General features: G+C 68.5%; 18 protein-coding genes and 1 tRNA gene (1 of these 19 only partly in view). 11 read left to right on the top strand and 8 right to left on the bottom strand.

Annotated features, from left to right (window positions below):
* Window positions 1-51: 51 nt before the first annotated feature.
* A complete protein-coding gene (rpsO, locus tag EI73_RS08155) occupies window positions 52-327 on the bottom strand; it encodes a 30S ribosomal protein S15 (RefSeq protein ID WP_034385844.1) in 276 nt (91 codons plus the stop codon).
* Window positions 328-536: 209 nt separating this feature from the next.
* Between rpsO and EI73_RS08160 the strand changes: the two genes are divergently transcribed.
* From EI73_RS08160 to EI73_RS08170, 3 genes are all read left to right on the top strand, one after another.
* A tRNA-Thr gene (locus tag EI73_RS08160) sits at window positions 537-611 on the top strand.
* Between the two features lie 537 nt (window positions 612-1,148).
* A complete protein-coding gene (gene rpoZ / locus EI73_RS08165; protein ID WP_034387925.1) occupies window positions 1,149-1,448 on the top strand; it encodes a DNA-directed RNA polymerase subunit omega in 300 nt (99 codons plus the stop codon).
* Window positions 1,449-1,600: 152 nt separating this feature from the next.
* Window positions 1,601-2,845 carry a sodium:proton antiporter gene (locus EI73_RS08170; RefSeq protein ID WP_034385845.1) on the top strand — a complete coding sequence of 415 codons (1,245 nt, stop codon included), beginning with the start codon at window positions 1,601-1,603 and terminating at the stop codon, window positions 2,843-2,845.
* Between the two features lie 38 nt (window positions 2,846-2,883).
* On the opposite strand, the gene EI73_RS08175 is transcribed toward EI73_RS08170, so the two are convergent.
* From EI73_RS08175 to EI73_RS08190, 4 genes are all read right to left on the bottom strand, one after another.
* Window positions 2,884-4,635 (bottom strand): N-acetylmuramoyl-L-alanine amidase, encoded by a 1,752-nt coding sequence (locus tag EI73_RS08175; RefSeq protein ID WP_034385847.1) that lies wholly within the window; start codon window positions 4,633-4,635, stop codon window positions 2,884-2,886.
* 98 nt (window positions 4,636-4,733) lie between these two features.
* On the bottom strand, window positions 4,734-5,498 hold the full coding sequence (locus tag EI73_RS08180) for an AIM24 family protein (protein ID WP_231557311.1): 765 nt from the start codon (window positions 5,496-5,498) through the stop codon (window positions 4,734-4,736).
* Between the two features lie 39 nt (window positions 5,499-5,537).
* A complete protein-coding gene (locus tag EI73_RS08185) occupies window positions 5,538-6,707 on the bottom strand; it encodes a DUF418 domain-containing protein (RefSeq protein ID WP_034385851.1) in 1,170 nt (389 codons plus the stop codon).
* Between the two features lie 36 nt (window positions 6,708-6,743).
* Window positions 6,744-7,421 (bottom strand): DUF1990 family protein, encoded by a 678-nt coding sequence (locus tag EI73_RS08190; protein ID WP_034385853.1) that lies wholly within the window; start codon window positions 7,419-7,421, stop codon window positions 6,744-6,746.
* Window positions 7,422-7,550: 129 nt separating this feature from the next.
* Here EI73_RS08190 and EI73_RS08195 point away from each other — a divergent pair, with 129 nt between their 5' ends.
* Both EI73_RS08195 and EI73_RS15630 read left to right on the top strand, forming a co-directional pair.
* The gene (locus EI73_RS08195; protein ID WP_034385855.1) at window positions 7,551-8,282 is read left to right on the top strand and encodes a GNAT family N-acetyltransferase; all 732 of its coding nucleotides are present in this window, start codon (window positions 7,551-7,553) and stop codon (window positions 8,280-8,282) included.
* A gap of 58 nt (window positions 8,283-8,340) precedes the next feature.
* The gene (locus EI73_RS15630) at window positions 8,341-9,228 is read left to right on the top strand and encodes a phosphotransferase enzyme family protein (protein WP_156103488.1); all 888 of its coding nucleotides are present in this window, start codon (window positions 8,341-8,343) and stop codon (window positions 9,226-9,228) included.
* Window positions 9,229-9,231: 3 nt separating this feature from the next.
* Here the strand turns inward: EI73_RS15630 and EI73_RS08205 are convergent, their stop codons facing one another.
* From EI73_RS08205 to EI73_RS08215, 3 genes are all read right to left on the bottom strand, one after another.
* Complete coding sequence (locus EI73_RS08205) at window positions 9,232-10,134, bottom strand: P1 family peptidase (RefSeq protein ID WP_034385859.1); 903 nt, start codon at window positions 10,132-10,134, stop codon at window positions 9,232-9,234.
* A 51-nt stretch (window positions 10,135-10,185) separates the two neighbouring features.
* Window positions 10,186-10,854 (bottom strand): response regulator transcription factor, encoded by a 669-nt coding sequence (locus tag EI73_RS08210; RefSeq protein WP_011529345.1) that lies wholly within the window; start codon window positions 10,852-10,854, stop codon window positions 10,186-10,188.
* Between the two features lie 104 nt (window positions 10,855-10,958).
* Complete coding sequence (locus EI73_RS08215) at window positions 10,959-11,279, bottom strand: hypothetical protein (protein ID WP_034385863.1); 321 nt, start codon at window positions 11,277-11,279, stop codon at window positions 10,959-10,961.
* A 106-nt stretch (window positions 11,280-11,385) separates the two neighbouring features.
* On the opposite strand from EI73_RS08215, the gene EI73_RS08220 reads away from it, so the two are divergent.
* The 6 genes from EI73_RS08220 to EI73_RS08245 form a co-directional block, all read left to right on the top strand.
* A complete protein-coding gene (locus EI73_RS08220) occupies window positions 11,386-12,303 on the top strand; it encodes an alpha/beta fold hydrolase (protein WP_034385865.1) in 918 nt (305 codons plus the stop codon).
* A 59-nt stretch (window positions 12,304-12,362) separates the two neighbouring features.
* Window positions 12,363-13,400 (top strand): sugar phosphate nucleotidyltransferase, encoded by a 1,038-nt coding sequence (locus EI73_RS08225; protein WP_034385867.1) that lies wholly within the window; start codon window positions 12,363-12,365, stop codon window positions 13,398-13,400.
* Between the two features lie 45 nt (window positions 13,401-13,445).
* On the top strand, window positions 13,446-13,628 hold the full coding sequence (locus tag EI73_RS08230; RefSeq protein WP_034385868.1) for a hypothetical protein: 183 nt from the start codon (window positions 13,446-13,448) through the stop codon (window positions 13,626-13,628).
* A 151-nt stretch (window positions 13,629-13,779) separates the two neighbouring features.
* Window positions 13,780-14,484, top strand: a complete 705-nt coding sequence (locus tag EI73_RS08235; RefSeq protein WP_034385870.1) for an IclR family transcriptional regulator — start codon at window positions 13,780-13,782, stop codon at window positions 14,482-14,484.
* A 63-nt stretch (window positions 14,485-14,547) separates the two neighbouring features.
* On the top strand, window positions 14,548-16,572 hold the full coding sequence (locus EI73_RS08240; RefSeq protein ID WP_034385873.1) for a hypothetical protein: 2,025 nt from the start codon (window positions 14,548-14,550) through the stop codon (window positions 16,570-16,572).
* Between the two features lie 290 nt (window positions 16,573-16,862).
* A protein-coding gene (locus tag EI73_RS08245) for a DEAD/DEAH box helicase (RefSeq protein WP_034385875.1) crosses the window boundary here: on the top strand, window positions 16,863-19,889 show its 5' portion. It continues 2,109 nt past the right edge of the window; 3,027 of the gene's 5,136 nt are visible here — the first part of the coding sequence; it begins with the start codon at window positions 16,863-16,865; the stop codon falls past the right edge of the window.

Below are 19,889 nucleotides of genomic sequence, written 5' to 3' on the forward strand. Positions count from 1 at the left end.
CACAGAACAAGAACCGCCCCGGACGTGCCGAGGCGGGAAGACAAGCAGGGCTCAGCGAACGATACGCTGACCGCGGCGAATGCCGAGCTGGTCGGTCAGGGCGATGTACTCGTCGTAGTTGGTGCGCTCCAGGTACTTCAGCAGGCGGCGGCGCTGGCCGTTCAGAAGCTGAAGACCGCGCTGGCCGTGCTTGTCCTTTTTGTTCTCGGTGAGGTGACGCGAGAGGTTGTTGATGCGCTCCGTCAGCAGGGCAATCTGAACGCGCGTGCTGCCCGTGTCGTTGGCACTCTGGGCGTAGGTCTGAATGGTCTGTTGTTTGTTGATCACGTGGTCCCTCTGTTGTTGTGAAGTCCCGCCCGCAGCAGCCAGGGTTGGCCCCCACCACTTGCGGCGGCAACCCCCAAGGTAGCACATCTCGCCGCCTTGACGTCAGGAGCGGCGTAGGGCCGGGCTTCTCCTGGGGTTTGACAAGTGCCGGCTGATCGTCTACCCTTTTGCGTGCAGCATTTTCGTGGCCACGAGATGCCTGACCAGTCGCCAGTGTAGCTCAGGGGTAGAGCAACTGATTCGTAATCAGTAGGTCGTCGGTTCAAATCCGACCTCTGGCTCCAAAGAGAAAAATCCCTCGTCTAAGACGGGGGTTTTCTTTTTTGGGCGGACCTTCTGACTCCCCCCGCAGCCCGACTTTGGCAGACACTTGGCAAACCGCCACCGCGTGCTGCTCAGGCGCGGTGCCTGCCCTTCACCATCCGGGGGTACGGGGTCAAAGCTCAGGCACCTCCGCCAGCTCGCGCAAGAAGATGCCTCGGCACTCCGGGTCAGCGCCTCGGACAAGCCGCACAGTGCTCGTATGCTCCTCACCGACGTGTTGACGGTGGGCGATTCTTCGCAGACGCGGGCACGCTTCTGCCACCGCTGCAATGGAGGCCGTGTGACCGCCTGCTTGTCGATGCCTCCCGCGCCGAATGGACAGGATCAGGGCCTGCTAGGGAAACTCGACCCAAGAGTCACAGCTACGGGAGGGCTGCTGGCCAGTGCTGGGGCGACCTGTGGCCTGGGACGTGATGTCGCCCGGGTGCCGCGGTAGACTATTTGGCTGAGTGCTTCCGGCGACCCTGCGGACGACCGGAGCGAAAGGGGTCCAGACCATGGCCGAAAAGGACATTGACAAGTTGCTTTCCCTGACCGACAGCAAGTACCGCCTCTCGGTGGTGACCGCGAAACGCGCCCTGCAACTGCGGGCGGGTGCGCCCAGCGTCCTGCCCCACGAGCAGCGGGTACGCACCCGCAATCTCGTCACCCAGGCGATGCGCGAACTGGCGACCGGCAAACTCACCATCGGCACCAACCTCCTCGATGAGGAGCGCTTCCATCAGGATTACGTCCGGCAGAAGCAGGCGCAGCTTCAGGCACAGCTCAACGCCGAGCGCGAACGCGAACGCGACTGAGGACGCGACCGCGGGGAGGACCAGAGCTGGAATGCCCGAGAAGTTCTACGGGTCCTGAGAAGCCCCCGGCTGGAAGGTCAGTCTGTCTCTCCACGCGCCTCCTTGCGAACAACACGCGGGAGGCGTTCTCCTGTCGGGGCTAGAGTGGCGGCATGCTGAGCGCCTTTGCCGTGCTGCTGTGCGTTACCGCCGCGCTGGCCTACCTGAACGAGCGTTTCCTGCACTTCCCCACGACGGTCGGGGTGACGCTGGCAGGTGCCCTGGCCAGTCTCCTTCTCATCGGGCTCGACGCCCTGGGCGTGCCGGGCCTGCGCGGCTGGGCGGCCAGTCTGCTGGAGACGCTGGACTTCACCAGCTTCGTACTCAACGGCATCCTGAGCCTGCTGCTGTTCGCGGGAGCCCTTGGCCTGAACGCCGGGCAGATGCTGCGCCAGCGGGTGAGCATCCTGACGCTGGCGGTGCTGAGTACCCTCATCAGCACTTTTTTGATCGGCTTCGCAGCGTACTTCGTGTTCGCGCTGGTGGGCCTGAACGTGCCGCTGATGTGGGCGCTGCTGTTTGGCGCCCTGATCAGCCCCACGGACCCGGTGGCCGTGCTCGACCTTCTCAAGCGTGCACGCGTTCCCGCACAGATCGAGACCCTGATTGCGGGCGAGAGCCTCTTTAATGACGGCGTGGGCGTGGTGATCTTCCTGGTGCTCGCCGGGATCGCGGGCATCGGCGGCACCCACACGGAAGCCGGTGTGGGCGCGGCCCTGGCCCTGTTCGCGCGGGAGGCTCTGGGAGGAATGCTGTTCGGGGCGCTGCTGGGAAGCGTAGGGTACGCGACGCTGCGCTCTATTGAGCAGCACGCCGTGGAGGTGCTGCTCACGCTGGCGCTGGTGGTGGGCGGGTACGCCGCTGCCGCCGCGCTCGGCGTGAGCGGTCCGCTCGCGATGGTCGTCGCCGGGCTCTGCCTCTCGGCGGTCAAGGACCGGGCCTTTGGCCGCGAGACACGCGAGCACATCGAGGGCTTCTGGGAGACGGTCGACCAGGTGCTGAATATCCTGCTGTTTGCCTTTATCGGTCTGGACGTGCTGCTCACCGAGACGACCGGGCCGCAGATTCTCGCCAGCCTGCTCCTGATCGTCGTCGCGCTCGCCGCCCGCTGGATCAGCGTGGCGCTGCCCTTCCTGCTGGTGCGCGCCCGTGAAGGCTACGGCCCGTACACCGTGCGCCTCCTCACCTGGGGGGGCCTGCGCGGCGGCATCGCGATCAGCCTCGCACTCGGGCTGCCGGACAGCCCCTGGCGCACCCATCTGGTCACCGCCACCTATGCGGTCGTGCTGTTTACCATCGCTGTACAGGGGCTGACCATCATGCCGCTGGTGCGCCGAGCAAGCGCGGTCAGTGAATAGTGAATAACCGAGAGCGCTGCCGCTCGGGAGCCAGCCTCCTACTTCTCCGCCCCGCCCACGGCTCCCCCTGCCGTGATCCCCGTGACCAGTGCCTCGCGAATGCCTTGGGCAATCCCAAGGGCCACCCGGTCGAGGTAATTGTTGTCCTTGAGGTTCAGGCCGTCCACCGGGTGGCTGGTGTAGCCGATCTCGACCAGGGCAGCGGGAATACGGCTGTTGCGCAAAACGGCGAGGGAACGGCCGCTCTTGAGACCCTGGGAGAACGCACCGGTCACGTTCACCACGTTCTTCTGAAGCACGGCGGCCAGGCTGCTCGACAGGGGATGGTTGGGATTCCACCAAGTTTCCACGCCGTAGCCGCGCAGGGCATTGCGAGCCTCCATCGCGTTCACGTGAATACTCACAAACAGTTGTGTTCCCGGGGTACCCATCTGCGCGCGCATCGTCAGGTCGGTGTTTTTGTCGGGGTGCAGCTCGCGGTCAGTCTCACGGGTCAGCACCACGTCCACCCCCGCCGCGCGCAGCAGATCCCGGACCCGCAGCGCCACGTCCAGCGTGACCTGCTTTTCGATGATCGTGCCGACTGCGCCGGGGTCTCGCCCACCGTGGCCGGGATCGATGACCACCCGGGGCTGCACCAGACTCGCGCTGAAGGCGAGCAGTGCCGTGCCGCGCGTGACCGGTACCGCCGGAACAGCCGCCAACGTGCGCTCGCGCGGCGTGAGGGGCGTGAGATCCGCCAAGGCGGGTGACAGGTCGATGGCGAGGCGAGAACGGTCACTCCCCTCCACGGGCGGCACGAGTTGCGCTCGCCACCCGCTGCGCTCGGTGAGGGGTGCAGCGGTCAGCAGCGTGACCGCGACCCCTTCCGGAGTCGGCTCGTAGCGCCAGCCGCGCACCTCGGGGCTGACATTCTGCCCGGAGAGGGCTGCGGCGCTCACCCCGCTCAGCTCAATCCGCAACCCCACGCCGCCGGGCACCAGGCGGTACGTCGCGCCGGGCGGCAGGTCGAGCACCACTCGGGTCATGCCGGGGTTCTTGCCGACCCGCGGCGCTCCCAGATTCACCCCAGCCTGGGGCAGACCCGGTGCGCGGCCCGCCAATGCGCTGGGCCTGCTGGTGTCCTGCCCCGGCAAGGCCGGCGCAGGGGGCGGCAGGCTGCCCCGCGAGGAAGCAGGAATGTTGTCTCCCGGCGGCAACTGCTCGGCCAGCGGCGTTCCCTTGGGGGGAGCGGGCACGGCTCCTGGGCTCGTTCGCACCAGAGCGCGCAGCGAGGCGCTCGGGCCGCCCGCCAGGGTAGGGCCAAACTCCAGAATGAGGACCCGCTTGCCGGAAGCGAGGGTGGCCTCGCTCGCGCGCCAGCCATCGGTCAGGCCCAGCGGGAAGGGCGTGACCAGCGTGACCTGTCCTCCAGCCGCTCGGTATTCGCTGACGCTGGTGCCCAGGCGGGACATGACGGCAGGCAGCACCCGCGCCCCCTGCACGTCGAGCCGCAGCCCTCCAAAAGTCGGCATCAGGCTGTAGGTCACTCCGGGCGCGAGATCAAATACCACCCGGGTCTGGCTACCGTCACTGCTTGTGCGGGGATTGCCAAAGGTCGCGGTGGGAACGCCGGTGAGCGTACTCAGGCTCCCGGGCGCAGCGACCGCAGCGGAGGCCGGCGCCCCCCGCAGGCTGGGCAGAGTCTGGGCGGGGACAGCACGCTGGAAGGGGTCCGTCTGTGCCCCGGCCCAGCCACCCGCCACACCGCACGACAGGAAGGATGAGAGCAAAATGGCCTGCGGCTTCATGGGTCCTTCTATAGTGACCTGCCGCACGGTGAGAAAAGAGCATCAGCACTCATTTTGTGGCGCTCTTGGCCGTTTTGCCGCTGGGGGTGGGCTGCGGGTTAGGTGGGTGCCGAAAAGGTGCCCGGGGACAGGTGTAGGGGCAGGGTCGGGGCGAGCCAGACTCGGCCCGTTCCCCGGTAAACCTGCACGTAGCCCTCGCCGGTGCGGCCGCTGCCCAACAGTCCCCGAGCGCTCTTCTCCACGCTGAAGTTCAGACCGCCGGTATAGGCCAAGACGAGGTTGCCGTCCACCTTGAGCGTCTCGCCCTGCAATTCCAGGATCTGAAACTCGTCGGGGTGAACGGGGCTTTGCAGGGCGAAGACACCCGAGCCGCTGAGCTTGGGTTGCACGCGGCCTTCACCGCTGCCCAGCGCCGCGGCCAGACCGCGGTTCACGTGACGGCCCACCGTGACCTGCCCGGCGCAGGCCACAAAGGCGCCGTCGTCCACGATGAGGTCCTCGCCGCGCAATTCGCCCAGCAGCAGGTGCAGGCGGGTCGGTTCGGTGTAGATCACGCCCGAGCCGCGGTAGGCAGTTTTGAAGAGGCTCTCACCGGTCGCGGCGGCCGTCACCGCACCCCGCAGCAGGCCCCCCAGGCCGCCCCCGCCTCCGGTGGTCGCGGCCAGCTCCAGGTCACCGCGCAGGTACTGAAGCAGGCCGGGCTCCAGGATGGCCGTTTCCCCGCCGGTGTGCACGGCCAGTTGCCGCCAGCGGTCCGGGCGGGTGAGCGGCTGAACGTAGCCCTCCAGGGGCGGCTCGGTGGGCCGTGGACCGAATTCGATCACGTCCAGGCGCACGCCCTGCGCCTCCACAGAGGCGCTCACCACGGGATGGAATCGGAAATCCATACCGGGGGTACGCGCTCAGCCCGCACCCGGTTCCCGCCGCGTTCCCCACCCGTAGACGAGCAGGCGCGTGAGGCGCTCGAGCGGCCCAGCCCCGAAGCGTGAAAGCACCCACGCGCTGAGCGGAAGCTGCGCCAGGCCGAAGACCAGGGCCAGCAGCACGCTGTACGCCGCTCCCCACTGCCCGAAGTACCCACCACCATAGGGATAGAAGAAGGTGGTCATGAACAGGCTCTGGGCGATGTAGTTGCTCATGGCGACCCGCCCGCTCGCCGCAAAGGCCCGCAGCGGCCCCAGCCGGCCCGCTGCCGCGAGCAGCCCCAGCACGCCCACGTATCCCAAGGCCGACGCTAGCCCACCCCCCATCCGCACCGGGATGGCCAAGAGGCCCGCCGCCAGGCTCGGCTGGGTGTTCAGCCACGCGAGCAGCGCCCCCAGCGGGAGCCCGAGACCGAGCCCGAACGTGGCCAGCCGCCGCAGCAGCGGCCGGTGTGCCTGCGGGTGGGTGAGCAGCCCGGTGCGCTGCGCGGCGGCACCCAGGCAAAAGAGGGCAAGCAGCCAGGGGCCGTTGTAGAGCGTACTGCCGATCAGGTCATTCGGCAGGGTCGCGGCCCGGGCGCTCACCACCTCGGCGTACCCCATCCCCGGCCGGAGGTCAGGCAGGCCATCGAAGCGAACGCGGGAGCTATCCAGACGGGCCAGCCCGGTCAGCACCCCCGACCACAGCCACCACCCACCCAGCAGGGCCGCCAGGGTCACGAGCAGCGGTGCCGTGAGCCGCGCGGTCAACAGCAGCGCAAAGGCCAGCAGCGCGTAGTTGGCGATGATGTCGCCATGCCAGACCAGCACGAAGTGCGCCGCGCCGATCAGCAGCAGCACCAGGAGCCGCCGCGCGAGCGTCCCCGCCCCGTGCCGTGCCAGCAGCCCCGCTGCCCCCCAGCCGAACAGCATCGCAAAGAGGCTGATCGAGCGCCCGTTGAACAACATGTCGGTGACGACCTGCACGGCCCGGTTGACGCCGCCCTGCGTCCACTCGCGGAACCCCGCGAAGTCCTGCACGTTCACGATCAGAATGCCCAGCAGCGCCAGGCCCCGCAGCACGTCCGGCAGCAGCGAGCGTTCCCCTGCCCCCACCGGACGCGGCGGGCCGGACTCGGGGGCGGGTTCAGGCGAGATCAGTCCGGTCATGGGCCCAGGCTAACGCGCTGCCTTCCCGGCAAGCGTTCACGCGTGGGGAACCGGTTCGGTGCTCGCCCCCACCGGAGCGTCCGGCACCTCCGGCAGGGTGTAGGAGTGGGCGAGCTGCGGCATCTCCAGCGACTCGTGACCGCGGTTGACGATGCGGCCACCCGCAAAGCGCGCCACGCTCGTCAGGGTCAGTTCCCAGTTGCGGCGCTGTGCCGCGTGGACGCCAAAGATGTACGCCAAGCGGTCGAAGTGCGAGTTGGTTCGCAGCAGTGACTCGATCTGAAGGACCATCTGTCCCGGCGCCTCACCGGGATAGACCCGGAAATCCGAAGTGCCCGCGTCGGGATGCAGGCGCAGGGTGCGAACGCGAAAGCCGAGGGGATCCACGTGCTCGACGACCACGCGCCCGCGGCGGATCAGCAGCATGCGAATCCACAGGCGGTCTCCCCGATTCACGGGCGGCACCGGGTGATCGAGCCCGCGAAACCAAGCCAGCCACTTCGGTGCGTGCTCGGGCAGGTGGTTGCGCCAGTGTTCCGCCACCTCCTGGGGGGTGCGGGTCGCGCCTTCCAGTTCGACCCAGTAGCGGCGGCGGGTGATCGGTCCCACACCGTCTTCCGGCCCCGAGGGGCGCAGTGGGTCGGGCGGGCCCTTGAGGACGTAGGCAGCCAGGGCCAGGGCAGGCAGGGCGAGCAGGCGGGAGAGTCGGGACATGGGGAAAAACCTCCGGGCAGGGCGGGCAACGGCGTGAACGAGACGACGGGCGCAAGATACCCGCCGAACACCGGCCAGTGGCACGCCGGGGGTTCATGGAGCGGCAAGAAAAGCGGTGAGAATGACGGCATGACCCCCGATCTCCTTCCCCGCCTGGCCCACGCAGAGGCAACCGGGCACAGCCGCTTCGGCACCTGGGGCGAAGTCGCCCGCTTCGGGCCACTGGTAGCGGTGTTTGCCGGGCCAGACCTCCCGGTGAACACCGCCTGGCACGACGGGAGCGCACCGCTGACTAAGGCCGATCTGGAAGCGTTCGAGACGTTCAGCGCCGCGCACGGGCAGCCCGCGACCCTGCACGTCCTGTCCCATGCCGCGCCGTCCCTCCTGCCGCTGCTGAGGGCCAGGGGGTACGTGCTGGACTTCCTCCTCCACGTCCATACGCACGATCTGACCGCGCTTCCCCCATTCCCCGCACTGAACGTCCAGGCGTCACCGGAAGCCGACGCCTGGGCAGCCCTGTCCGCACGGGGCTTCGGTCCGGGCACAGAGCGAATGATGCGGCTCGTCGCCCACGCTCCCGGCACACACCTCCTCACTGCCCTCGTGGACGCTCAGCCTGTCGCTGCCGCCGCCCTGAGCGTGCAGGAGGGTGTGGCCGCTTTGTACGGCACCTCCACCCTCCCGGAGTTCCGGGAACGGGGGGCGCAGACGGCCCTGCTCGCCGCGCGGCTGCACCTGGCCAAGGAGCGAGGAGCACACTTTGCCAGTGTCTTTGTCGCGCCTGGCAGCGGGAGCGAACGGAACGTGCGGCGGGCGGGGTTCGGGCTGGCGGGGGTGCGGCTGACGTTCAGGAAGAGGTGACGCTCCGCTCGGTCATTGCGCGGACGTGCGGGACACAGCCGGCTGCGAGACTGCGGGCATGGGACCCGCCGACCTCATTCGCCTCGCCCTTCCGCTCTACGGCCTCGCCAGCTCATCCTTCACGGTTCTGCGCAGCCTTGAGGACATCGTGGCGCGCGTGGAGACTCCCGCTGGTCCCACGGTTCTCCGGGTCTGTGCGGCTGGTACGGCGGCAGCCCGCCTGGCGGAGATCAGCACTTTCCAGAATGCCGCCGCTGGCACAGGTCTGACCGTTCCCCAGAGTGAGGCAGCCCGCGCTCTGACCCTGCCGGATGGAACATGCCGTTGGACCGTCTGCTCGACCTGGGTGGATGGGGAGGTGCCCCGTCCGGTGACTGCCGACCTTACCCGGAGGCTGGGGCGGGAGACGGCCCGCCTGCACGGGCTGGACTTTCGTCCTCCGGGAACCTGGACCGGCCCGGTGTACGGGGCCGCCTGGCTGCGCGAGTGGTGGAGGGCCGAGGCCCCGCGTCACCTGAGCACCGCCGACCGCGAGCGGTGTGCGCCCGCCATCGCCCGGGCCGCCGCGTTCATGGAGGCGCACGCGGCGGAGGAGCGGGTCATCCACTCGGACCTGCACTTCGGCAATGTGCTGCTGGCCCCAGGTGGGCAGGTCGCTATCCTTGACTTCGACGGGTGCGCCGTGGCCCATCCCGCCTTCGACCTCGCGCTGACCGAGGGGGAGCTGCTCGACTTCCCGGACGCCCCGGCCCTGACGGCAGCCTACCGGGAGGGGTACGCGGCGCAGTCGGGGCGGCCCTACCCCGCACAGGCAGCGGAGTTGCTCCGCGTCGCCACAGCAACGGCCTTTCTGGAGTGGGTGTACGGGAGCGCCAATCCGGAGGTCCGCGCACAGAAGGAAGGGTGGGTGCCCTCGTTGCTGAATGACCTCGCGCTCAGAGAGTGAGGGTCAGGTTCCCACGTTTGCCATCCGCACCGCGTCCCGCACGGCCGCGCACACCGCCTCCTGCACGAGTGCCCCAAGCAGCATGGGGTCAGCGGGGGGCAGCGCGCAGGAACTCAGCACGAAGGCGCTGTCGCCGTCCCAAAAGGTGTGGCTGGGGTGGATCACGCGGCCCAGCGCGGTCTGTGCGGCGTCCGCGAGGCGGCGGGCATCGGCCTTGCCCAGGGTGTGCTCGGTGGCGACGGCGACCAGGGTGGTGCTTTCGAGTTCACCCGGGGTGAAGGCCAGGGCCCCCGGGCCTACGCCCGGCCCCGCCAGCACCTCTCCCCACTCGTCCAGCACGTCCCCGATGGGATTGACCACCGCCAGAGCCCCCACGCGAACGCCATGCCGCTCCAGGCAGACGCTTCCCAGACCGCCGGGCACCGCGCCGACGCCCAGGTATTTGCCCGCGGTCGCGCCGGTCCCCGCGCCCACCCTGCCCCGAGGCACCGGGTCACCCGAGGCCGCCCGCGCCGCCAGCTCCCCTTCCCGCTCGCCGGGCCGCGCCCGGGGGTCGCCCACACCCAGGTCGTAGATCACCGCCGCCGGCACGATGGGCACGCGCGCCCAGGGCGTCTCGTGGCCCACGCCGCGCTCCTCGAGGACGCGCACGACGCCCGCCGCCGCCGCCAGGCCAAAGGCGCTGCCACCCGTGAGCAGGAGGGCATGCACTCGCTCCACTTTCTTTTCAGGAGCGAGGAGGATGCCCTCGCGGGTGCCGGGGCTCGGCCCCAAAAAGGACGCAGAGGCCACCGCACCCGCCTCGGGACACAGGATCACCGTGCAGCCGGTCAGGCCCACGGGATCGGTCCAGTGGCCCACACGAAAGCCGGGAATGGCCGTGAGGGTGGTGTTCGCTGGAATCATGCCCGCATTGGAGCACGGCGGATCCTGGGCGGGCCGTGACCCCGAGCCGCCTCAGGGGGTTTTGAGCGCGTAGCCGATTCCCCGCACGGTACGGATGATGCCGTAGCCGTCAAGGTCGCGCAGCTTGGCGCGCATATTGGCCATGTGGACATCCACCACGTTGGAGTTGCTGGGCAGCTCCCCGTTCCAGACCTCACGCTCGATCTCCTGGCGCGAGTACACCCGGCCCGGCTGGCGCGCCAGAAAAGTGAGCAGGTCAAACTCTTTGGGCGAGAGGCGGACCTCGTGACCGTTGTAGTGGCAGAGCCTCTTTTGCGGATGGATTTCCAGCGCGCCGATCGAGATCACCTCGCCGTGCTGCTGGTGCCGGAGCTGCACCTTGACGCGGGCGACCAGCTCTTCCGGGTGGAACGGCTTGGTCATGTAGTCGTCCGCACCGGCTTCCAGCAGGTTGACCTTGCGGTCCACCGCGTCCATCGCCGTCAGGATGATGATGGGTACGCTGCTGGTCTTGCGTAGCCTTCGGGCGATCTCCGCGCCGTCGAAGTCGGGTAGACCCAAGTCGAGAATGACCAGGTCGGGGCTGTTCTCACGGGCGCTTGTCAGGCCCGTGACGCCGTCGGGTGCGGTCAACACCCGGTAACCGGCCTGTTCCAGTTCGTACTGAACGACGCGGGTGATATCCGGGTTGTCTTCAATCAGGAGAATCCGTTGGTCCATGAGGAGTGCCTCTGTCTCTGGCCGTGAGCCGCTTTCCGGTCATCGTAGGTTCCTGCACTGCCCTCACGGGTAACCGGAGCGGTTTAGGCTCCCTTAACGCCGGGTCAACCTCCGCTGCTTGTGTCCTGCTCGGGGCCGCTCTGCTCCGGAAGGTACACCGCATCCACCTGCACGCCGTAGCGCAGAAGCACCGTCTTGAGCCGCTGCATGGCCTGCACGGCTCGGGTCCGGTCCTGGGGCCAAAAGGCCAGGGTCAGCCGGGCCGCTTGGCCGGAGCGCGGCTCCTGCGCCTGCACCTGAAGGGGCCGGGCAAAGGCCGCGTCCCGCAGCACGTCCCGCAGGATCCGCGCAAAGGTGAGGTCATCCACCCCCTCCAGCGTAAAGGCGATGCCCTGCCGGGTGGTGTGGGCGGAAGAGTTCGGCATAGGGGCAGGGTAACCCAGCGGGCGAGCGCCTCCTGTGAGTTGAGGCCAGATTGAAAGAGACCTGCGGGGCGGTTGTGGGTCGGCGGCCCACCCCTACAATGCCCGCATGAGCACGCCGGAAGAGTCTCACATCGAGCGCCTGAACGGCGCGGACCTGTATTTCGAGGTCGCTGGTCCCGCGGAAGGGCCCGCCGCCGAACCGGCCATCGTATTTCTGCATGGCGGCCCCGGCTACAACAGCTATTCGTTTCAGGAGCTGTTCGGTGAGCGCCTGCTGGAAAGGCGCGTGGTGTACCTCGACCAGCGCGGTTCCGGACGCAGCGGACCGCTTGCGGACACGGCGCAGGGCGGGGAGACGCTGGACCTCGACACGCTCGTCGCGGATGTGGAGGCCCTGCGGGAACACCTCGGGCTAGAGCGCATCGTGCCGCTGGGGCACGGCTTCGGGGCGCTGGTCGCCCTGGAATACGCGCGGCGGTACCCGGAGCGAACCGCCCGCGTCATCGTGGTCAACCCCTGGGTCCACTTCCCGGAACTCGCTCTGACGCTGCTGCGCGAGGCTTCGGCCCTGCGTGGGGTGCCCCTGAACGACCCCGCGCCCGAGCTGCGGGCCCGCACGCCCGCGGGGGAGTACCCGGCGGTCGGGGAGGCGCGGGTGGAGGCGGCGTTTCGGCTGCTCAACGCCCGCGACCTGCTCAACGCCCTGCAGTTTCGCGACCGCTCCAGCCGCATGCGCCTGGAATTCACCGACGCCGAAGGGCAGCTCACCGGCGGCGGCGAGGTGCAAGAAGCCCTCGTTCGGCAGGGCCTGTGGGAGTTCGAGTATCCGCCCTTTCTCCAGGAGCTGCGCCGCCCCCTCTTTGTGATCGCGGGCGCCCACGACCGCACGAGCTACCCCGAGCAGGTCGAGTGGCTGGCGGACCTGGGCGGCGCTGATGTGACGGTTCTCGACGCGGGGCACTACCCCTGGCTGGACGATGAGGACGCCTTTGCCCAGGCGCTGGAGGAGGCGCTGACGCGGTAGCTCGCGCCGACACCTCTTTCCGCGCTCTCACCCTTGGCCCGCTATACTCGCCTCACCGTATGAAAGGCGTGATCCTCGCTGCCGGGCGTGGCAGCCGTCTTTTGCCCCTGAGCGCAGGCCGACCCAAACCGGCCGTGCCCGTCGCGGGCGTGCCCATCATCGCGCGGGCGGTGCGGGCGCTGCGGGCGGCGGGGGTGGAGGAGATCGCGGTGGTGGCCAGCCCCGCAGGCGAGGCCGCGCTGCGCGAGGCGACCAGAGGCGAGGGACCACTCACCTTTGTGCGCCAGGAAGAACCCCGCGGCACCGGGCACGCCGTGCTCGCTGCTCGGGCCTTTTTGGAGGGCAGCCCGGCCCTGCTGTACCTGGGAGACAACCTGTTTGCCGATCCCCTCAGGCCCCTGGTGGAAGCGCTGGGGGACGCGGACGCCGCGTTGGGCGTCAAGCAGGTGCCGGACCCCAGCGCGTACGGGGTGGCCGTGGTGCAAGGGGACTTCCTGACTCGGCTGGACGAGAAGCCGCGCCGTCCGCCCAGCGACCTGGCGGCCTGTGGGGTCTTTGCCTTTCATCCACACGTGCTGGGAGAGGTCGCAGCGCTTGAGCCCAGCGAGCGCGGCGAGATCGAGTTCCCGCAGGCGCTGCTGCGGGTGGTGGCGGCGGGCGGGCGGGTGCGGGCCGTGCCGTTTGGCGGCTTCTGGAGCGACGCGGGCACCCCTGCCGACCTGCTCACGGCCAGCGCGCACTTCCTGAGCACCCTCACCCCGCGGCTGGAGGGTGACGTCCGCGAAAGCTGCCTGAGCGGTCCAGTCGTGATCGAGGCAGGCGCGACGGTGGAGGACTGCACGCTGACGGGTCCGGTGCTGATCGGGGCAGGAGCCAGCGTGCGGGGCAGCCGACTTGGCCCGAATGTCAGCGTAGGCCCCCGGGCACGGGTGGAGGACGCCACGCTGGTCGACACCCTGATCGACGAGCACGCGACCGTCTGCCGCCCGACTCGGCCCCTCGTTCGCGCGGTGATCGGGCGCCGGGCCACCGTGACCGCCACGACGAGCAGCGGCCCGCAGCTTGTGGTGGGGGATCACAGCGTGGTGCGGGTCTAACGCCACTCCACATCCTCCGCCTGTGCCCCCGCCGTACCCTAGGGCATGACCCAGGACGAGAACCGCGCTGACAAGGCACCGCAGGACGAGACGCGGGGCGAGGTCCTCATCAGCGGCCTGGACACCGGCCCCGCCCCGGAAGAGCGTGAGAACGTCTCTCCCACCGACGAGCTCGCCCGCCTCACGCCGATGCTGCCGCACAAGGAACCCGAAGACGAGGACGGCTGACCTGCCGCGCGGCCATCTCCGTGAGCGCCCGCAGGGCCAGCAGCGCGGCAGACGGCCCTGGACCCGCTTGCGCCGAGCGATCCGGGAACCCTGACCGCCCTTCGTCGGGCCGTACGGCATTCATGCCTTCTTGTCCCTGTAAGCTGGACACGTGCTGTCCCTTCAGAAAGCCGCGAGCATCCTCGGAGCGTTTAGCGCCGACCAGCCCGAGTGGGGCGTGCGGGCACTGGCGGCTCACCTGAATGTGCCCCGCGCGACGGCCCACGCCTACCTCGCGGGGCTGACCGAGGCGGGATTCCTGCGCCGCACGCCCGCCGGGAAATACCGCCTCTCGTGGCACATCGCGGAGATGGGCGCGCAGCTCACCTCGGCCTTGCCCTGGTTTCAGGACGCCCGCGCGCTGATCACCCGCCTCGCCCTGGAAGTCAAGGCGGTCGCCTTTCTGTGCCTCCTGGAGGGAGAAGAGGTGGTCTGCGCCATCCGCGAGCGCCACCCCGACGCGGATATCGACCTGCCCCTCGACATCTACCTCCCCGCTACCGCCACGGCCAGCGGCAAGATCCTGTACGCGCATGCTGACCTCCAGCCGCGCGCCTTCGCCGCCTGTACCCAGAGCAGCATCACCACGTCCGACGAGTGGCGCACCGAGGTCGCTCGCGTGCGTCGGCGCGGCTACGCCTACTCCATCGAGGAATGGATTCCGGGGCAGTGCACCCTGGGCGTGCCCTACCGCCACGCTGGGCAAACGGTCGCCGCCATCGGCGTGCAGATGAGCGCCCGCCGCTACCTGCGCGAGGAACGCAGCATCCGCGAACGCGTCCTGCAGATCGTCCACGAGGCGGAAGATCATCCCTAGCCGGGCACGTTCCCTCCTTCATCCCGCTCCCACCACTCGACTTGCCATGCCGAAGGACCGCCCTTGAAGCTCAACCATTTTCCCCTGAACCCTGATCTGCCGCTCTACATCACGGAATATGCTCACCGCAACCCCCGCGCCCTGCTGGGCTTTGTGCGCGGGCAGGGCTTTTGGGCTCAGCAGGTGGGCGAACAGGTTCAGGTGTATCACGGCCGACCTCAGCCCACGTTTCGCGGCGTCCAAGTCATTTCGCACACGCGGCTTGACCCCGACCACCCGGCTTTCGACCAAGGGGTGTTGTCGCTGATTCGGCAGGCGCTTGTGCGAGCGGGATATGTGCTGACGTACCGGGAACGAATGGCCATCCATCCAAGGCTAGAACGGGTGGTCCTGCGCCCGCCCGACCGCCACCCGGCAGAACTCACTGTCCACGCCCATCTCCGTTGGGAATGGGAGCTGGAACGGCATTCCGGACAACGCTGGCTGGTGCTGCGGCCGGGGCGCCGTCATCTGTCTGCGCTGCCCTGGCCAGCCGAGGCGGTCCAGATGTGGAGCGCAGCCTTGCCCGCCACCTGCCAAAAGCTTCATGCTCTGTGTCTCGACCGAGGCCAGCAGATGGCGCTTTTGCGCCAAGAGGACGGCTGGCACTTTGCCAACCCCGGAGCGGCGACCCAGGGCCGCTGGCATCTTAGCTTTTCTCCACAAGCGCTGCATGAGCTGGGCCTGGCCCAGGCCGCCCACCACGCCGCCGCGTTCCGCTGGGACGAGGTGCAGCGGCTCGTGCAGCTCACAGACCTCTGGAAACCCTTTGTGACCTCACTGGAACCGCTGGAGGTGGCTGCGCCCATCATTGCGGGGAAGAGGCTGCGCTTTGGGCGTGGCCTGGGGCGTGACGTGACCGAGGTTCACAAGCGGGGAATTCTGGAACCGCCGCCCCTTCCCGTCCGACTGGCGGTGGTTTCACCCCACCTTCCCGATGAGCACGCCAACGCCCAACTGCGGCGCGAGCTGCTGGCCCACCTGCTGCCACGTCACCAGGTGCTGCGTTCTGCTGAATCGCGGCAGGGGCTCCACGAACACCTGCGGCGTCAGGACCAGGACGACACCCTGTATACCTTTTGGAGTGGCGGCGAGTACCGTAAACTGGGCCTCCCGCCTTTTGATCTGGCGCGGGGCCTTCACACCTACGATCCCGCCAGCGGTCAGCTGCAGCAGCCCGCCGCACTGGCACCCGCACCCGCGCAGGCCACCCAAGCTGGCCGCCAACTGATCGCGCTGGTGGTCCTGCCCGACGACCTCACCCGCAGCGTGCGCGACACCCTGTTTCAGCAGCTCCAGCAGCTTGGTCTCCGGTGCCTTTTTTCCGTAAGCCGCACACTCCTCCACCGGCCGCGCACCGAGTACATGGCCTGGGTCAATATGGCGGTCAAGCTGGCGCGCACCGCCGGCGCGGTGCCCTGGGATCTGGCCGACCTCCCGGGCGTCACCGAGCAGACTTTCTTTGTGGGGGTGGATTTGGGGCACGATCACACCCACCAACAGAGCCTGCCCGCCTTTACCCTCCACGACCACCGGGGCCGACCCCTGCAGAGCTGGACTCCGCCTCGCCGCACCAACAACGAACGGCTCAGCCTGGCGGAGCTGAAAAAAGGGTTGCACCGCCTGTTGGCCCGCCGCTCAGTGGATCAGGTGATCGTGCACCGCGACGGCCGCTTTTTGGCGGGTGAGGTGGATGATTTCACCCTTGCGCTGCACGACCTGGGCATTCCCCAGTTTTCGCTGCTGGCCATCAAGAAAAGCAACCACAGTGTGGCCGTGCAGGCAGAAGAGGGCAGCGTATTGTCTCTGGATGAGCGGCGCTGCCTGCTGGTCACCAACACCCAGGCGGCCCTGCCCCGACCCACGGAGCTTGAGCTTGTTCACAGTGACCGCCTCAGCCTAGCGACACTCACCGAGCAGGTGTTTTGGCTCACCCGCGTGTTTATGAATAACGCCCAGCACGCCGGAAGTGACCCGGCCACCATCGAGTGGGCCAATGGAATCGCGCGCACAGGGCAGCGCGTGCCCCTCGCCGGTTGGAGGCTCTGAAGCCCAAGCCGGGACCCACCCCCCATGGGGTCTGGCATCCAAGCAAGTTGGGCTGAGCGCGGTGCAGAGCCGGTCACCGTCTGCGGCGCTGGAGAGGCGCTCCTTTTCCAGGCCAGAAAAGGCTTTCTCGCCCTTCTCCGGCAGCGGCGACCGGAGGAGGCGCGAGCCGTTCGGGTGACGGGGAACGTAGGCCGCCCGCGTCTTTGAGCCAAAAGCGTCTGCCGAATGCGCTATGTAGAGGTTACCGTTGGGCTCATTCCCCCTCAGCACACAGGAAGGAAGCGCAGGAAGTGGACGTTTTTGAGTTTCGCAACCAGGTCATCAGCGACTACGCCAGCTACGTCAAGTCGTTCATCTCCATCCTGGACGAACGGATCGAGCGCTTTGTGGCGAACGCCTTCGAGGGGGGCGCGTTCTGGCCGGAACCCCTCGTCCAGCTCAACCCCAACTTCGAGCCGGGGGGCAGCGTCGGCGACCTCGCGGCCCAGGGTCTACTCCATCCCGGCTGCACGGACATTTTCCGCTTCGGAAAGGACGGCGGCCCAGGTGTCCCCCTCAAGCTCCACAGCCACCAGGCCGAGGCGGTGCGGCTCGCCCGCGCCGGGCAGCACTACGTTGTGACAACGGGCACCGGGTCGGGCAAGTCCCTGACCTACATCGTGCCCATCGTCGACCACGTGCTGCGCCGAGGGAGCGGGCAGGGCATCCAGGCCATCATCGTCTACCCGATGAACGCCCTGGCGAACAGCCAGATGGAGGAGCTGGAGAAGTTTTTGGGCCGTGATCCAAAGACGCGGCCCGTCACCTTTGCGCGCTACACCGGCCAGGAGACGCGGGGCGAGAAGGATGAGGTGGTGGAGACCCCCCCCGACATCCTGATCACGAACTACATGATGCTCGAACTCATCCTGACCCGCCGGGACGAGTACCGACTGGTCGAGCGCGCCAGGGGACTCCAGTTCCTCGTCTTCGACGAACTGCACACCTACCGGGGTCGCCAGGGCGCGGACGTCGCCATGCTGATCCGCCGCGCGCGCGACCGCCTGGAAGCGCCGAACATGCAGTGCATCGGCACGTCCGCCACCATGTCTTCCCTTCCCCGTTACCAGGACCGGCAGGCCGAGGTGGCGCGGGTCGCCAGCAAGATCTTTGGGGTCACCATCCCAGCCGAGAACGTGATCGGCGAGCGGCTGCGCCGGGTCACGGGGGGGAGCTATGACCTTCCCGCCCTGACCAGGAGCGTCACCGCGCCCGTACCACAGGACTTCGCCTCCTTCATCGCGGACCCCCTGGTCTGTTGGATTGAGGCCACCCTGGGCCTGCGCTGGAACGAGGAGGCGGGGCGGCTGGAGCGGCAGGCCCCGCGCCGTCTCACGGGGGCCGGGGGGTTGGCCGAGGAACTCTCCGCCCTCACCGGACAGGATGAGGACCGCTGCGCCCAGGCCATTCGGGAACGGCTGATGCGGGGCTATGCCCTGCAGCACCCGGACACGGGCCGAGCAACCTTCGCCTTCCGGCTGCACCAGTTCATCAGCAAGGCGTCCACCGTGTTCACGACGCTGAGCGAGGACCGCACCGCGCACCTCACCCTCCAGGGCCAGCTCTACGCTCCCGGCACAGACCGAACCATGCGGCTCTACCCGCTGGAGTTCTGCCGGTCCTGCGGCCATGAGTACTACTCCGTGAGGCGGCAGCGGCAGCCGGAAACCGGACGGTTGGTGTTCACCGCCCGTTCCCCGTTCGAGCGAGACGACCCCGACGAGGACAGCGAGGCCGGATACCTGTACTTCCCCGCCACCCCGCAGAGCCTCCCCTGGCCGGACGACGAGGAGGCCATGCTCGACCGCGTGCCCACCACCTGGCTCGATATCGACGGCCCCAGGGTCCGGCTCAAGTCCGACCGCCGCAAGCAGTTGCCGGAGACGCTGCGGGTCACGCCCCTGGGCGAGACCGTGGACTTCGGTGGGCAGCGGGTGCAGTTTGTTGGGGACGCCTTCCCGTTCTGCCTGCACTGCGGGGTCAGCTACTCGGCGGGAACCCGCAAGCTCGCCAAACTCGCCACCCTCAGCGCGGAGGGACGCTCGACCGCCACGACGCTGCTGAGCATGTCCTCGGTCCAGGGGCTGCGGCAGAGCGGCCTCCCGCAGCAGGCCCAAAAGATCTTGACCTTTACCGATAACCGCCAGGACGCCTCCTTGCAAGCCGGGCACTTCAACGACTTCGTGTTCGTGTCCACGCTGCGCTCCGGGCTGCACCGCGCACTCGTGCAGGCAGGAGAGGACGGCATCGAGCATGAGGACCTCACCCGCCGGGTGTACGCGGCGCTGGGGCTCTCGCTGGCGGACTTCGCCTCCGACCCTGGCGTGCGCTTCCGCGAAAAGGACCGCACCGTAAAGACCCTGCAAGACCTGCTGGGCTACTACCTGTGGTCCGACCAGCAGGCGGGCTGGAAACTCACCATGCCCAACCTGGAGCAGTGCGGGCTGCTGGAGTTCCGCTACCCGTATCTGGACGAGGTGTGCGCGGCAAAGGACCTCTGGGAGGGCACCCACCCGGCCCTGCGCGGCGCGGCCCCGGAGGAGCGGCAGCGGGTAGCGGGGGTACTCTTCGCCTGGATGCGGCGCCAGCTCGCCATCAAGACGCCCTATCTCACGCGGGACTTCCTCGCCGGACTGGAAGCCAACATGGGCCTGCTGAATGTGGAGAGCCGGTGGGCACTCACCACCGAGGAGCTGCGGACCCTGGACACCGCGAAAGTGGTCGCTCTGGGCAGCCGCCCGCAGGGCCGTCCCCAGTACGACGTGGCCTTTCTCAGCGGACAGGGCAGCTTCGGGAAGTTCCTGTGCCGTCCGCAGACCCTTCCGACCTGGAGCGGCAAGCTCAAGCGCACGGACGCGGAAGTGATGATCCATGATCTCTTCCGCGCGCTGGGAGAGTTCATCGAGGAGGTCGAGCCGGGGTACTACCAGCTCAAGGGCACCGCGATGACCTGGCTGGCGGGGGACGGCACGCGCGGCCATCAGGACGTGCTGCGCGTGCTGCACGCGGACGAGCCGCCCAAACCGAACGCCTTTTTCAGCAGCCTCTACCGTCAGCCCCCCGAGCGCTTTCAGCACCTCCACTCGGCCGAGCACACCGCGCAGATCAAGGCCGAGGAGCGCGAGCGCCGCGAGGACCTCTTTCGCAGCGGAGCGCTGCCCACCCTCTTTTGCTCGCCCACGATGGAACTCGGCGTGGACATCAGTGACCTCAATGTGGTCGGGATGCGCAACGTGCCGCCCACCCCGGCCAACTACGCGCAGCGCTCCGGGCGGGCC

The sequence above is a fragment of the Deinococcus sp. YIM 77859 genome, from assembly GCF_000745175.1.
GTDB lineage: Bacteria > Deinococcota > Deinococci > Deinococcales > Deinococcaceae > Deinococcus.